14 protein-coding genes are annotated in these 13,970 nt (G+C 31.1%); 1 reads left to right on the forward strand and 13 read right to left on the reverse strand.

From position 1 onward, the window contains the following. Positions 1 to 39: 39 nt before the first annotated feature. The 3 genes from ACKI42_RS05700 to ACKI42_RS05710 are packed head-to-tail and all read right to left on the reverse strand — an operon-like array spanning position 40 to position 2,554. Positions 40 to 720: an NAD-dependent epimerase/dehydratase family protein gene (locus tag ACKI42_RS05700; protein WP_407403351.1), complete on the reverse strand. Its 681-nt coding sequence runs from the start codon at positions 718 to 720 to the stop codon at positions 40 to 42. Further along, on the reverse strand, positions 717 to 1,766 hold the full coding sequence (wecB, locus tag ACKI42_RS05705) for a non-hydrolyzing UDP-N-acetylglucosamine 2-epimerase (RefSeq protein ID WP_407403353.1): 1,050 nt from the start codon (positions 1,764 to 1,766) through the stop codon (positions 717 to 719). The genes ACKI42_RS05700 and wecB overlap by 4 nt, the downstream gene beginning before the upstream one ends. Continuing rightward, on the reverse strand, positions 1,763 to 2,554 hold the full coding sequence (locus ACKI42_RS05710) for a glycosyltransferase family 32 protein (protein ID WP_407403355.1): 792 nt from the start codon (positions 2,552 to 2,554) through the stop codon (positions 1,763 to 1,765). The genes wecB and ACKI42_RS05710 overlap by 4 nt, the downstream gene beginning before the upstream one ends. Positions 2,555 to 2,967: 413 nt before the next feature. Between ACKI42_RS05710 and ACKI42_RS05715 the strand changes: the two genes are divergently transcribed. After that, positions 2,968 to 3,858, forward strand: coding sequence for a hypothetical protein (locus ACKI42_RS05715; protein ID WP_407403356.1), 891 nt, complete (start codon positions 2,968 to 2,970; stop codon positions 3,856 to 3,858). Here the strand turns inward: ACKI42_RS05715 and ACKI42_RS05720 are convergent. The 10 genes from ACKI42_RS05720 to ACKI42_RS05765 form a co-directional block, all read right to left on the reverse strand. Beyond that, positions 3,843 to 4,679, reverse strand: a complete 837-nt coding sequence (locus ACKI42_RS05720) for a glycosyltransferase (RefSeq protein WP_407403358.1) — start codon at positions 4,677 to 4,679, stop codon at positions 3,843 to 3,845. The two genes, ACKI42_RS05715 and ACKI42_RS05720, sit on opposite strands and share 16 nt — an antisense overlap. Next, the gene (locus tag ACKI42_RS05725; protein ID WP_407403360.1) at positions 4,676 to 5,548 is read right to left on the reverse strand and encodes a glycosyltransferase family 2 protein; all 873 of its coding nucleotides are present in this window, start codon (positions 5,546 to 5,548) and stop codon (positions 4,676 to 4,678) included. Before ACKI42_RS05725 ends, ACKI42_RS05720 begins: the two co-directional genes overlap by 4 nt. A 45-nt stretch (positions 5,549 to 5,593) precedes the next feature. Continuing rightward, a complete protein-coding gene (locus tag ACKI42_RS05730) occupies positions 5,594 to 6,502 on the reverse strand; it encodes a glycosyltransferase (RefSeq protein ID WP_407403362.1) in 909 nt (302 codons plus the stop codon). A gap of 199 nt (positions 6,503 to 6,701) precedes the next feature. Next, entirely contained in the window at positions 6,702 to 7,193 is a 492-nt protein-coding gene (locus tag ACKI42_RS05735; protein ID WP_407403363.1) for a hypothetical protein, read from the reverse strand. 186 nt (positions 7,194 to 7,379) lie between these two features. After that, positions 7,380 to 8,483 carry a DegT/DnrJ/EryC1/StrS family aminotransferase gene (locus tag ACKI42_RS05740; protein ID WP_407403763.1) on the reverse strand — a complete coding sequence of 368 codons (1,104 nt, stop codon included), beginning with the start codon at positions 8,481 to 8,483 and terminating at the stop codon, positions 7,380 to 7,382. 7 nt (positions 8,484 to 8,490) lie between these two features. Then, a complete protein-coding gene (locus ACKI42_RS05745; RefSeq protein WP_407403365.1) occupies positions 8,491 to 10,374 on the reverse strand; it encodes an acyltransferase family protein in 1,884 nt (627 codons plus the stop codon). A gap of 6 nt (positions 10,375 to 10,380) precedes the next feature. Then, positions 10,381 to 11,160: a DapH/DapD/GlmU-related protein gene (locus tag ACKI42_RS05750; RefSeq protein ID WP_407403367.1), complete on the reverse strand. Its 780-nt coding sequence runs from the start codon at positions 11,158 to 11,160 to the stop codon at positions 10,381 to 10,383. Continuing rightward, complete coding sequence (locus ACKI42_RS05755) at positions 11,150 to 11,563, reverse strand: sugar 3,4-ketoisomerase (RefSeq protein ID WP_407403369.1); 414 nt, start codon at positions 11,561 to 11,563, stop codon at positions 11,150 to 11,152. The genes ACKI42_RS05750 and ACKI42_RS05755 overlap by 11 nt, the downstream gene beginning before the upstream one ends. Next, positions 11,553 to 12,722: a glycosyltransferase family 61 protein gene (locus tag ACKI42_RS05760; RefSeq protein WP_407403371.1), complete on the reverse strand. Its 1,170-nt coding sequence runs from the start codon at positions 12,720 to 12,722 to the stop codon at positions 11,553 to 11,555. The genes ACKI42_RS05755 and ACKI42_RS05760 overlap by 11 nt, the downstream gene beginning before the upstream one ends. Beyond that, positions 12,707 to 13,969 carry an ABC transporter ATP-binding protein gene (locus ACKI42_RS05765; RefSeq protein ID WP_407403373.1) on the reverse strand — a complete coding sequence of 421 codons (1,263 nt, stop codon included), beginning with the start codon at positions 13,967 to 13,969 and terminating at the stop codon, positions 12,707 to 12,709. The genes ACKI42_RS05760 and ACKI42_RS05765 overlap by 16 nt, the downstream gene beginning before the upstream one ends. Position 13,970: the final 1 nt, after the last annotated feature.

Below are 13,970 nucleotides of genomic sequence, written 5' to 3' on the forward strand. Positions count from 1 at the left end.
AAAGATAAAACTCTTCTCAGTATTTTTCATATTCAGATTTTAGGAATAATATTTTCTAAGAATATTGATAATATACTCTTCCTTATCCAACAGATGATTCTCAACGAAATAATTTTCAGTTTCTGAAATATTAATTCCATAATCGGAACCCGCATTTAAGAAAGTGTGATCTGTTTTTTTATTAAAATAATTCTCTATGATATCTACTAAATTCTTAATATTATAATTAGTAGGATACGCAATATTAATAATGCTATTGCGCATTTTATTTTCTATTAGATTCTGAGTTATTTTTTTAATGTCTTCTACATCAATTAGATTTCTAGTTGCTTTCTCGTGTATAGTAATTTTCTCACCCTTTTTTAATGATCTAACCAGATAATTCATTAGTAAATTTGGGTTTCCACCATTTCCAACTGCATTACTTATCCGCAAGATTAGAAAATACATCATCTCTTGCATGATTATTTCTTCCATTTTATGTTTATGCAAAACATATGGACTATTCATTTTGGAGGAGTCATAAATGCTACAAGTGCTGAAGTATAAAAATAATTTGTCCTTATTCCCTAGAATAGTTTCTCTAATAAGATTTTCCTCGCGGAGAAATTGCTGCGGATCTGTTTCGGAAGAATTAGAAACTCCAGAAGCGAAAAAAATAATATTTTCGTTATCAATATTTGCAAAAAGAGATGCTATAAGTCCACTGCCAACTATCATATATGGTCAAATATTATGGATGATGCATTGCCATTTCCGAAAGGGTTAACAAAATGATTCTCTCCTATAGCCAACTCTTTGTAAAATTCTTTTTTTATTTTTTCCTTACTTGCCCCTACCAAAACTCCACTACCACAATTGATTACTTCTGGTCTTTCGGTTTCTTCTCTTAGTACTATTACCTTCTTTTGTAATGTAGGAGCTTCTTCTTGTATACCTCCAGAGTCAGATATAATCATAGCACAAGATGCCATTAGTCTTACAGCATCAATATAATTCAAGGGCTCTATAAATTTTATATTCTCAGGGAAATCTAAAAATGCTTCAAAAATAAATTTTCTTGTAGACGGATTAGGATGTAAACTCCAATGGAATGTAAACTCTGGATTTTCTGTTGCCAATTCTTTTATTGCATCACAAATAGCAGACATATTCTCATTTAGGTTTTCTCTTCTATGGGCAGTTATAAATATATTTTTACCTTTATATACTTCTATACTTTCATTAGCTAACACATATTTTAGCAGGTCTATTATAGTGTTTCCTGTAATTACTATTTTATCTTCAGAAATATTTTCTTTAAGCAAATTATCTTTAGAAAGTTGGGTAGGAGCAAAATTGATATGCGATGTTAAAGAGACAATTCTTCGGTTGAACTCTTCTGGAAAAGGAAATCTTATATCATCGGTTCTTAAACCAGCTTCGATATGATAAAAATTTCTCTTCTCTAAAAATGCAACAATAGAGGAAGCTAAAACGGTAAAAGTATCTCCTTGAGCAATAATCTTTTTAACATTTTTTTCTTTTATAACAGCAGAAATAGAATCTATAAGTTTTGCAACAAGATTAGAATTACTAAAATCATTATTTTGGCAGTATAGATAGTTATTTGCTTTAAACTGGAAAATATTTTCCATTTCTTGAAGCATAGAATTATGTTGTCCTGTATTGATTGTGATAAATTCTAGTTTTCTTCTTTTGGCTTCAAGTATTAATGGATATACTTTTAAAAATTCGGGCCTAGTACCATAAATTATAGCGATCATTCGTTTTTTTTCATTATTTTGTTCAGTACAAATTTAATGATTACTTTTAAAGGAATCTGATTTAAAATATCATCTGCAGATAACATTTTCATATTATTCATGATATTATTTATTTCCCTCTTTCCATTTCGGATATCAGAGAATTCTTTGGATTTATAATAAGCATGTACATAATCTTTATAAGGATTAGGTGTTTCTCTATCGTGCCAAGTCCCCACAAAGTGATGAGTAGCATAATTTTTTGGCAAATCTAAACAGAAGTAAGTTGATGGATATATTACAATTCCGTCTTTACCTTCTTGGTATTCGTCTTTTTCAGGATTTATTCCATATTCTTTTACTAGCAAATCAGACACAAAAACTGTGTTTGTTGTAAGATCGAAATCAGTTTTTAAATGATAAAAATCTAAAACTTTTTTGGGCCAAGGATGCCCAGGTTCTGTAGCCCATAATGCTGTGAAAGGGGAACCTTTTATTTCAAACCCTGAAAAGGCTCTGTGATGTAAAAATTCATCTAATGAAAATTTTACTTCCACGTCAATATCCATATAGATGCCTCCTTGCTGAAATAGTGCTAATGCACGAGCATAGTCCGAAACAAAAGCCCATTTTTTACTTTCTGCAGCTAATTTTACATAGATGCAGCAATTAATGTCAAAGTTAGATTCGTTCCATTCTATAATTTCATAATCAGGTAATGCTTTTTTCCAACTATCTAGGCAAATGTAAAAGGACTCTGGTTTAGGATTGCCGCCAAACCAACAATAATGTATTTTTTTTGGGATCATTTGATGTTTTAGTTTTCAGATATTTATATTCTTTTTAATCTTGTAAAAGTTGGGTGCTAATTTTATTATATCAGCGAGTTAATTATTTTTTTTAAGAAATATAGTTTTAGTTTTTCACCTTTTTTAATGTATAATTAAGTTATAGTAATTATTATTTTTTACTTTTACGTCCTTACTTTTAATATAGATGTCGTTATTACATAGTATTTTTAGAAAATAGTATAGAATGATGTCTGATTTTTATTAGAAGTTTTATATATCCTCATATTATGATACCAAAAGTATTAATATTACTCCAAACCAAAAACGCATTCGTTGATTTGATAGAACTGAATTTAAAAAAAAATAATTATAATGTTTCTACTTTTCCCTGTCCAGATCAAAAAACTTTAAAAATTAACCTTTGGGTCAAATTGTTAAATTTTATTACATTTCCATTCTACAAAAATGGCAACTATATATCAGCAAAGCAAAATAAATATAATTTAATCAATCATAAAAATAATGATGATCATTTACAAAAGATTTATCAAGAAAAGTATGATTATACCTTGGTTTTTAGAGCAGATGAATATGATGATGATTTATTATTAAATCTAAAACAAAATTCTAAGAAAATGATAGCCTTTCATTGGGACGGATTAAAGCGTACTCCAAATATCTTTTCTAAGATAAAATATTTTGATACATTTTTCTCTTTCGATCCTATGGACGCCATTAATAATAACCTAAAATTCATCACTAATTTTTATTTTGACGTCATTGATATCAAAGAATCCAAAAAAACTAAGTGGGATCTCACCTATATAGGATATTTTACTACTAAGAGGTTTGATATCCTGCATCAATTATCTGACCATAATTCTTCTGTAATTACCAATTTTATACTAAAGGCATTCTCTCATCATGATAGACTACTTTTACAATCTAGTAATACAATTAAAGATCTCCATCACTTTTATACGTACTCTGAATTATTGAAAATTCATAACGAAAGCAACGTGATTTTAGATTTAAAAGCTGATATACACGATGGCTTATCATTTCGATTTTTTGAGTGTATTCAACTGAATAAGAAGATAGTTACAACCAATACTCATGTGAAAAAATATGACTTTTATAACCCAAACAATATTTTGGTGCTGAATGATAATTTAGATAATGATATAAAAGAATTTATTAATACACCATTTGTTGATTATACGGATGATATAAAAAATAAATACTCTTTCAGCAATTGGTTTGAAAATATTATAGAGTCTAAGAATTGCATACCCATACATAATCCTTATTTGAATGTATAAAAATGCAACATCTTCAAAATTCTATAATTGTCTATTAGGCTATATCTTAATGGATTATAAAATTTCAGAAACAGACGTATTCTATTTTTCTTAGTAAAATTATATGCTCTTAGATATCTAAAATAAAGTTCTATATGTTTGATGTCATCAAGTTTTATTTGGCTTTTATTAATGAATCCCTTATTGTATTGATATACTTTTGTTAGTTCTTCAAACCATTTTTTGTTGGGGGTTCCTTCAGAAAAATGAGTGAGGTGGATGTCATTAATAATATAGTTGTTGTAATATCTTGATACACGAATAGAGAAATCAATATCGTATCCGTGGAAATTTTTAAGAAGTCCTTCGTTGAATTTTATTTTATTCCAAACTTCTTTTTTTACACCTATAAATACACCATCTAATAATACAGCGTCATTAGTATTGGTAGCTAACCTTTTTTTTATTAATGTACCGCTCTTAGTAGATTGGTCTATATGTGTAAATTTGCTTTCTTTTATATCCCACCATGCAATAGGAAATCTAGTTTTTATGGCATTTCCTGCTACTCCTACACATCCACAATTTGGTTGCCCAAGATGCCTTATTAATACTTCACCCCAGTTTTGAGTGGTAAAAAGCACATCTTCGTGTATAAAAAGCAAATTGCTGTATAAGGATTTTTCTGCTCCTTTATTATAAGCTTCACATATGCCCATAAGACCAGGATTCTCTATGGCGATAATTTCATAACTGAAACCAATACCTATAGTTTCTCTTATATTTTTACTAAAATTGGAAAATTTATCCTTTTGATAGGATGATACTATTAGAGAAATCATGCTTTAAAAAATGAATAAAGTTTACTATAAAAATGAATAATATAAAATTTAAAATCAAAGCTTTTATACTTTATATATAAATACTTTAAGTCTTTGATTTCTGGATTGTTATTATTTACTTGTTTTTTTATGTTAGAATGTATTATATCGGCATATCTCCCTTTTTTATCAAATAATATTTTTTCCTTAATAGTTTCAACTTCAAGTTTGTGAAACCTTTTTAGGGTAATATTATTTTCGTGTCTTCTATAATGGATCAAATTCTCAGGGATGTACGATACAAATAAATTCTTTTTTAATGCTCTTAAGATTAGGTTGTAATCTTCCAATAATGTAGCAGGATTGTATGGGCCAAGTGTTGCATAAATGCTACGAGTAGTCATGAGAGTAGCTCCAGATATAAAATTTCCGTCCAATAATAAATTTTCCAGCTCAAATTGGGTAGAAAATTTTGGAACTTTAAAATAAGATTCGGATAATATTACCCCATTATCATCTATTTCAGAAGCGTTAGTAAAAACAATTTCAGCGGTGCTATTCATAAATTGATCTATACATTTCTCAATATAAGTAGGCTCTAAGCAATCATCAGCCGCAATCAACTTTATATATTTACCTTTAGCCAATTCTATACATTCGTTTAGCGTTGTTGCTAATCCTTTATTTTTTTTGTGATAATTTTTTAGCGCAGGATAATTGTTATCGGTTAGCCATTCTTCAAACACTTCCACAGAGTTATCCGGCGAGGCATCATCTGCCACAATTAGCTGAATATTGGGGTAGGTTTGAGATTTAATGCTCTCGAGATTTTCCTTAATGTATTTCGAATGATTGTAACATACTACGACGATGGTAACTAATGGACTCATAATTTTTTTATATACACTTTTGCAATGGTGATTTTGATATTGCTGCTATTTTCCTAATACTTGCTTTACACTCGCCCATATTTTATAGGTCATTGGCGATATATTTTTCTTTATACAATACTGTTCTGAGGGATAATCTTTATAGATGGAATAATATCGGATATGTTCGTTTTTTAGCGTTCTTTTGAAATATTTATCTTTTACAATACTAAATAAGCGTTGTTTTGCAATAGGATGCTCTTTGTGTTTTATAAAAATATCAAAGTTCGAATCTTCGGTGAAATTCTTTTTCTTATGCGTATTGGAGGCATGAAGTCTATAGGAGCAAGAAGGTTTATCATCAAAAATAAAATCGAAATCTCTACTCAGTCCTAGCCACATATCGTAATCCTCGTATGAAAGAGTTTCGTCCCATCCTCCCATCTCTTTAATAATACTAGATTTCAGTAGGGTAGACATCGCAGGAATGAAATTTTTCATTAAGATGTCGTGATAGTAGTTTCGAGATTCCAAACTTAGATACTGATGATGGTAAGCGATAAATTTGTTTTGATACCTCTTGCTATAATCATCAATAAGATGAGCCTCCGAAAATACCAATGCCTCCGTTTCTTTAGATCGCTCTAATAATGATACATGTCTTTGCAATTTGTCCTCTTCCAAAAGATCATCTAATGCCAATAGCTGGATGTATTTTCCTCTAGATAGCGACAGCAACTCATTGAGTGATTTACAAATTCCTTTATTTTCCTCATGCTTTACAAATGTAATAGGTAGAGTAGGGTTTTCAGAAATCCATTGTTCTATAATCTCTACCGAATTATCTTTAGAAAAATCATCACATATAAGTATTTCATAATTTGTATACAATTGTTTCTTGATGCTGTCCAAAGATTCACGGATGAATGTAGCTTGGTTATAGCAAAGGCATAGTATGCTAACGAGAGGAGTCATTTGTGTAATTGAGGGTTATTTGTGTGAGCAAATATAGTAAAAATAAAGAAGTAGAGCATATTGAGAGATAGAACCTTAGGGACTTCCGAAGTGGGGTAAGGGGACTTCTGAAGTGGGGTATAGGGACTTCTGAAGTGGGTTTAGGGACTTAAAAATAAGCAAAAATCCCTAACTACTAGGGTTAGGGAAAAATTTGAAATTAAGATTTAGATTCTGTGCTTAGTGGTGGGGTACTGCCTCCAGATGAACCGAAAAATTGGTTTAGCTCTTCATACAAGGTATTGGTTCCAGGCACATTTTCGTTCGATAAAAATTTTACGTTTCTATAAAAGCTAATGCTATCATGATAATTGTCGTGATCCAGTAGGATTTTAGTGTCAGACAACTGCTCTGTAATGCTTTTTAGTTGTAGCATCCTTTTCTCTAGATCTACTCTTGCATTATAGTCCTTATCAAACTCTGCCTTATCTACAAAAGCGGGGAGGTGCTGTGGATATTGCTCCATAAAGAGTTTTGCCTTGTTCACAAAGAGCTTATTTTGCTCGTTGATGCGGCTATACTCTTGCCTTTGCTCTGGGTTGAGATTGTAGGTTTTATTTTGTAGAACGGTATTGATACTGTTTATAGCATCATCCAGTTGGGATAGTTCTGCGGGAGTGAAAGATACACTCGCTAAATTGTTTAGACTCATCTTGTTGTTTTTAAAGATTGTAGCATAAATGTAATAAATAATTCAATTGATTTATCTTTTATGTATTAAATATTTAATTAAAATTCAAAATAAGCAACACATTATCAATAGAGGTGAGGTTTTATAAAGAAAAAAGACCAACACGAAAGTATTGGTCTTTATTTATATTTAGATAAGAGGTAAATATTATGCGAAAGAATTGACTGCTGCTATTACTTCTGCTACTTCATCATCCGTCATTACTGGGCTTATCGGTAAGCTCAGAACCTCATTGTGCATTTGCTCCGTAATCGGGAAAGAAAGATGATTGAGTTCTGGATATGCTTTTTGCTGATGAGGTGGTATAGGGTAATGGATAATGGTTTGTACACCCTTGTCGGTAAGGTATTGTTGCAACTCATCTCGACGAGATGTTCTTATTACATACACATGCCAAACGTGTTCTGCTGCATCTGCTGGATGCTCTGGCAGTATAATGTTAGGGTTGGTAATCTCTGCTTGGTAGCGGGAAGCAATCTTTGTTCTTATGGCATTTTCTTCGTCTATATATTTTAGTTTTACATCCAAAACAGCCGCTTGTATCTCGTCTAGTCTAGAGTTGAGTCCTTTATAGATATTCACATATTTTTGGTTGGATCCGTAGTTGGCAATGGCTCTTATGGTAGTTGCCAAAGCATCATCATTGGTAGTTACAGCACCAGCATCGCCTAAAGCGCCAAGGTTTTTCCCAGGATAAAAGCTAAAGCCTGCGGCATCACCTAGGTTTCCAGATTTTTTACCTTGCCACATTGCGCCTATCGCTTGGGCATTGTCTTCTACAATCTTTAATTGATGTTTTTTTGCTAAAGTTTGCAAAGCCTCACTGAAAACAATACGCCCTTGTAGGTGTACCAATAGGATGGCTTTGGTTTTTGGCGTAATAGCTGCTTCTACCAAATCTAGATCTAGATTATAGGTCTGTGGATCTGGTTCTACCAAGACAGGAACTAGTTTGTTATCTGATAAGGCAAGTATAGAAGCGATATAAGTATTAGCAGGTACTATTACCTCATCTCCTTCTGCCATAATGCCCATTTCTATATAAGCACGGAAGATTAAACGAAGAGCATCCAACCCATTGGCTACACCAATGGCATGTTGAGAACCGTTATACTGAGCTAGGTTTTGCTCGAAAGTTTTCAGCTCATTCCCCATTAGGTACCATCCAGAGCGGAAAGTATTAAGTATTCTTTGTTCTATCTCTTCCTGATGTAGGAGGTTGATTTTTTGTAGGTCTAAGAATTTTATCATCATGTTTTTATTTTTTTATTGCCTCTTGTATTCTAGTTGCGATTATATTTTTATACTGCTCTGTCCCATAATAGCTAAGATGGTTGTTATCATAGATATAAGGTTCCCCATCTTTTGATATTTTTTGTATGGGATAATTCAGGAGGTTAATATACTCATCCTTACCTATTATTTGTTGATAAGAAGCATTTTTATCTTTTAATTTAAGCTCTGAATTAGTGTTTTGAGGATATATTATATTATAGTTTTTATATACATAATATGTGGTAGGATAATCAATTTTATAGATATTAGTTTGGCCTAAAAATAATAATTTAATTTTATATTTAGCAAAGTACTGCTGTGACCATTTAATATTTTTATCAATTGTTGATTTATCATAAGCAGAGTAATTAGAGGAAATAACTACTAAGTCTATTTTTTGATGATTTTTGGGAAAGAATTGAGTAAACTGAGTATTGAAAAATTCTTTTGATCCCTCAATTTTACCTTTTGCGGGATAAGAAGGGTAGGTACCATCAGCCGTCATCTGAATTACATTTATATCTGCAGATTTTGCAATATTATCAAATGTTTTACCAAACATACCCGCATGGCTATCTCCTAATAATATTATATTGGGTTTTCCATTATCCAAATTTTTAAGTTGTTGAACATCAAAATCCTTTGGTTCCATATAATCAGTTATATGCTTGGAAGTGCCTTGCTCATTTTTCTTTTTAAAATGATATTGCTTGCTTGCTTCATCTGTTTTGTAATTAGTTACAGATTTTGCAAGATTACCATCTTCACCCAAAAATAGTAAGGGATTAATATTTTTGACTCCCCAAAAGCCCAAAAATATAGCAAATATTGCTGTTACAATTTTCAGTGTATGATTTTTATAATTTCTTTTTTCAATTAATTCAAAAGATGCTATTGCTAATAGTATGGAGAACAATACCGCAAAAATTTTAAACTGTAATGACTCATTGTAAGCAAAAAAAACTAAAAATACGGATATTGGCCAATGGTATAAGTACAAAGAGTAAGATATATCTCCCAAATATTTGAAAATAGACAGATGATATAATTTCCCATCAAAGTTCATGGCGATAATGATTGAAGTAGCTAGTACAGGGAATGCCGTTTTATAAGATGGCCAATAGATAGGATTTGCATTGACGATGAAATAGGCTAATACAAAGTAACAGATGAAACTCAATATTAATTTTAACTTTTTGCTTAGTAGCTCTGTATATTTAGCATAAAATAAGACCAAACCTCCTACTAGCATTTCCCATATGCGAGTATAAGTAATATAGAAAGCAAAACTTTTATCTGTATGAGTATATGCATACATAATTGCAAATGAGGCTATGGTCATAACAATCAATAATGTCTTAAATGCAAAGTTGCTTACAATGCCCAAACGCTTTGCCAACAGAACAAGAAGGGGAAAAATTATATAAAACTGCCATTCTACAGATAGCGACCAAGTATGTAATAAAAAATTGGTATGAGAGCTCGCTTCGAAATATCCAGATTGTAAATAGTAATATATATTAGAAAATAACAGACTACTAGAGAATGCAGAATTGAGATAAGATAAAAATTGTATAGGCAATAGGATGTAAACCATTATCCCAGTAGTTATTATAGCAAATAACAATGCAGGTATAATTCTATTGATACGTTTGCTGTAAAAATCTAATAAATCAAATTTATTATTACTAATTCCACCCCAAATAATACTCGTCATCAAATAACCAGAGATTACAAAGAAAATATCCACTCCAATAAAGCCTCCTTCGAAATACTGAAAATGGAAATGATAGAGTACTACGGATAAAACAGCGACAACTCTTAAAAAAGAGATGTCGTAGCGGAAATTTGCTTTTTTTGGCGTCATAAAATTTTAATCATTTTCAAATCCGTTTTTTACTTTCCATTTCTCGAATCCTTCCTCGATCCAAGGCATCCCTCTATCAAAATTATAAGGCCATGGATAATGAGATATGCCAGTTTCTCTATTTTTCATATCTCTCACATCTTTTATGCGCTTCCCAGGATTTCCAATAATCAGAGAGTAATCTTCATATTCGCCACCTACTAAGGATTGTGCACCTACTAGACAATGTTTTCCAATTTTTGTTGCTGGTAATAATACGGTACCTACTGCAATTTGAGAGAAGTCTCCTATTGTAGCCCCAATGCAGATGTCAGAAGGTGGAGTAGGATCATTAGTAAGAACTACATAAGGATAGATAAATACAAAATTTCCGATTTTGGACTTTTGCCCAATATGCACATTACTATGAAGCCAACAATTGTTACCAAACTCTACATATCCTTGAATATCCGTTACCGTTCCTAGTCGGCAGTTATCTCCAAATTTAGAGTGTTCCCTAATAGTAACTCTATGACCAGTAGAAAAGTTTTTGCCAAATGTAGAATTTGCATAAATTATAGTATGACTACGAATCATTGCATTTTCACCTATTATTGTTTCGGGATTGTCATAATTCTCATTGTGATAATAGTCATGTAGAGGTTCTCCTATAATACAGTCATTTGCTATAATCGAGTTATCTCCAATAATAACATTATCGTAAATAGTAGTATTATCTCCAATTTTTACATTTTGTCCAATTCTAGCTTTTGGACTTATATAGACGTTTCTATTATTAAATTTCATTGCAATAGTTTTTAAAATCTTCGTAATCTCTAAAGTAATCTGCTTCCGAATAGTGCTCAGAAGCTAAGCAAAGTAGTACAGCATTGTGTGTAAAATGGATATCTCTCCAAATAAGTTTGGGTAAATACAAACCTTCAGATGGATTGGATAGTACAACTGTTTTTTTGTTACCCAATTGGTCTGTAAGATTAAAGGTAATCGTACCAGAAACTGCAAAAATAACTTGTTGAAGATCTTTATGTGCGTGCCCACCTCTCGTTACATCTTGAGGGGTATAATACGTCCAATACACTCGTTTTATATCAAAAGGTATATTGTGATGTTCTTCGGCTATGGATATGAATCCTAGCTCTGAAGAACCAATTCTGTTGATATTTATAATCTGTGGTTCTCTATAATTCATTTATTTGTGAATATAATTGTTTAAATGTAAATAAATCTAAATCAAAGTTATTAGAAATATGATTTCCTTCATTTTTATAATAACTACCATAAAATTCAACTCCTGATAACTTTGCCAAATTTGAAAATGCAGAAAATTCTTTAGCATTATCTGGAATAAAACATATTGCTTTGGCTTTATTTCTACAAAATATTAGATTAGTCCAAGCAGCACCAGAAATACCTACAATGAAAGTGGCATTATAAAATATTGAAACTTGTTGCTCTAATGTAAGTTCTTCTAAACATATCGTTATGAATCCTTCTTTCTCTAAAAAGTATTTAAGTTCTTCCTGATTTTTAGCAATCCTATGAGTGTTTTTTCTATACAAGAAAAATTTTGTATCGCTTCTTGAATCTGGATTAATTTTTCTAAGTAGGGTATCAGAAAATCTTGTTAATATTTTTTTATTATAATAAGTACCTATTCCTAATATTTGGTTGTCAAATCTATTAAACTGTAGATGATTAAAATTATTAATATAATATAACTCGCCTACTCGATAAGATTTATTTCTTGAAAGATAAATAATTTTACAATTATCTCCAATCAATAAATCTAGTGCGGCTTGCATCGTTGGAAATTTCTTTACAACATCACTAATTAATATTGTACTAGGTAATTTTTCATACAACAATATTTTTGGAAGTATTTCTATTAAATAATGATACCAATTCCAAGATCCATTTCCACCAAGAAAAAAACCTTCACTAATTGTTTCTACATCATCATATTTAATTTTGGCATATTGTTGATTATGTACTTTTACAAACCCCTCGTTATATCTTTCATCTTGGTATCTATTAACCAATAAATTAGAACCTATTAATATAGATGAACTATCTGCATGGATAAGTGCATTATTAAATTTAAATAGTTTAACATCTGGAGTTGGTGTTTTTATGCTTTTTTGAACTTCACATTTACCTGATATGGGTGGGAAAGATTCAAATATAGATCCTTCTATTAACTCTTTCCCATTAATGAATTCATAGTCTTTAATTTTTGCAATCTTTGAGCGTCTATAATATATAATATTGAATATAAATCTAATTAAGTAATTAGAAATAGCAGAATCATTATTGATGAATTGTAAACATCTTTTTATAATTGCCTCCATTCAAAGCTTGTCTTAATAAAACCAGGCTCAACACCCAGCCATTGTCCTAATTCTTTTTGTTTTTCAATAATTCGAAACGTTAGTACGTCTTCTTCAATGAGTACAGAATCTTGTAAATCTTTAATTATATACATATCCAAAATATATTCTCCTACATTAAAAAATCCTTTAGGAATGTCGCAAATTAATCTATTTTTACCCGTTTTTAATTTAGTATTGAAAGCATTGTTTATTGTAAATAACACATCATTATTAAAATTTTTAACCACATATGATAAATGATAATTACTGCCGCTATCAAAAATTTCTATGTCGGTTAATAAATTAAATTTTTCATCTTCAATGAAATCTTCATCTTTGGTAAGATAGTTACCATCAACTAACTCTATACTATTTAAGGAATACATTGAATTTTTAAAATCCTTATGATCCCCAAATTGAACGCCATTACCAAAACTTTCTTTTTCACCATTATAGGCACTAATAGCGCGATCAATTAACCCATTATAAACTATGTTACCATTCGCCATTACTATACCTTTGTTACAAAGAGATTTTATAGCACTTATATTATGACTCACAAATAAGATAGTTCTTCCTTCTCCTTTCGTTACATCACCCATTTTTCCTAAACATTTCTTTTGAAATTCGGCATCTCCTACAGCTAAAACCTCATCTACTATAAGAATTTCAGATTCTAGATGCGCCGCTACGGCAAAAGCAAGACGTACATACATCCCCGAAGAATATCTTTTTACAGGGGTATCAATATATCTCTCTACACCTGAGAAAGCTACAATCTCATCAAATTTTCTAGTGATTTCTTTCTTGGTCATCCCAAGGATGGCACCGTTTAGAAAAACGTTTTCTCTACCCGTCATTTCAGGGTGAAAACCTGTACCTACTTCTAGCAATGAAGCGATACGACCTTGTGTAAATATTTTACCGGTAGTAGGCTGAGTTACTTTACTAAGAATTTTAAGGAGAGTAGATTTTCCGGCACCGTTACGTCCGATTATCCCTACGGCATCGCCTTGCTCAATTTCAAAATTGATGTCTTGTAAAGACCAAACGTAGTCGGAATTTCCTTTAGAACTTCTATCATTTGATTCTCCAATCTTCAAGTAAGGATCTTCTTTTCCTCTTACTTTGTGCCAGAATCTATTAAGATCATGGGTTAGTGTACCTGTTCCTACTTGTCCTAGACGGTATTGTTTTGATATATTTTCAGCTTTTAAAGCAAGCATA

It is taken from the genome of Chryseobacterium sp. (assembly GCF_045629545.1).
Taxonomy (GTDB): domain Bacteria; phylum Bacteroidota; class Bacteroidia; order Flavobacteriales; family Weeksellaceae; genus Chryseobacterium.

Excerpts from the sequence above, each read along its gene's own strand:
- ACKI42_RS05700 (WP_407403351.1), bottom strand. The coding sequence starts at position 720 with ATGATAGTTGGCAGTGGACTTATAGCATCTCTTTTTGCAAATATTGAT.
- wecB (WP_407403353.1), bottom strand. The coding sequence starts at position 1,766 with ATGATCGCTATAATTTATGGTACTAGGCCCGAATTTTTAAAAGTATAT.
- ACKI42_RS05710 (WP_407403355.1), bottom strand. The coding sequence starts at position 2,554 with ATGATCCCAAAAAAAATACATTATTGTTGGTTTGGCGGCAATCCTAAA.
- ACKI42_RS05720 (WP_407403358.1), bottom strand. The coding sequence starts at position 4,679 with ATGATTTCTCTAATAGTATCATCCTATCAAAAGGATAAATTTTCCAAT.
- ACKI42_RS05725 (WP_407403360.1), bottom strand. The coding sequence starts at position 5,548 with ATGAGTCCATTAGTTACCATCGTCGTAGTATGTTACAATCATTCGAAA.
- ACKI42_RS05730 (WP_407403362.1), bottom strand. The coding sequence starts at position 6,502 with ATGACTCCTCTCGTTAGCATACTATGCCTTTGCTATAACCAAGCTACA.
- ACKI42_RS05735 (WP_407403363.1), bottom strand. The coding sequence starts at position 7,193 with ATGAGTCTAAACAATTTAGCGAGTGTATCTTTCACTCCCGCAGAACTA.
- ACKI42_RS05740 (WP_407403763.1), bottom strand. The coding sequence starts at position 8,483 with ATGATAAAATTCTTAGACCTACAAAAAATCAACCTCCTACATCAGGAA.
- ACKI42_RS05745 (WP_407403365.1), bottom strand. The coding sequence starts at position 10,374 with ATGACGCCAAAAAAAGCAAATTTCCGCTACGACATCTCTTTTTTAAGA.
- ACKI42_RS05750 (WP_407403367.1), bottom strand. The coding sequence starts at position 11,160 with ATGAAATTTAATAATAGAAACGTCTATATAAGTCCAAAAGCTAGAATT.
- ACKI42_RS05755 (WP_407403369.1), bottom strand. The coding sequence starts at position 11,563 with ATGAATTATAGAGAACCACAGATTATAAATATCAACAGAATTGGTTCT.
- ACKI42_RS05760 (WP_407403371.1), bottom strand. The coding sequence starts at position 12,722 with ATGGAGGCAATTATAAAAAGATGTTTACAATTCATCAATAATGATTCT.
- ACKI42_RS05765 (WP_407403373.1), bottom strand. The coding sequence starts at position 13,969 with ATGCTTGCTTTAAAAGCTGAAAATATATCAAAACAATACCGTCTAGGA.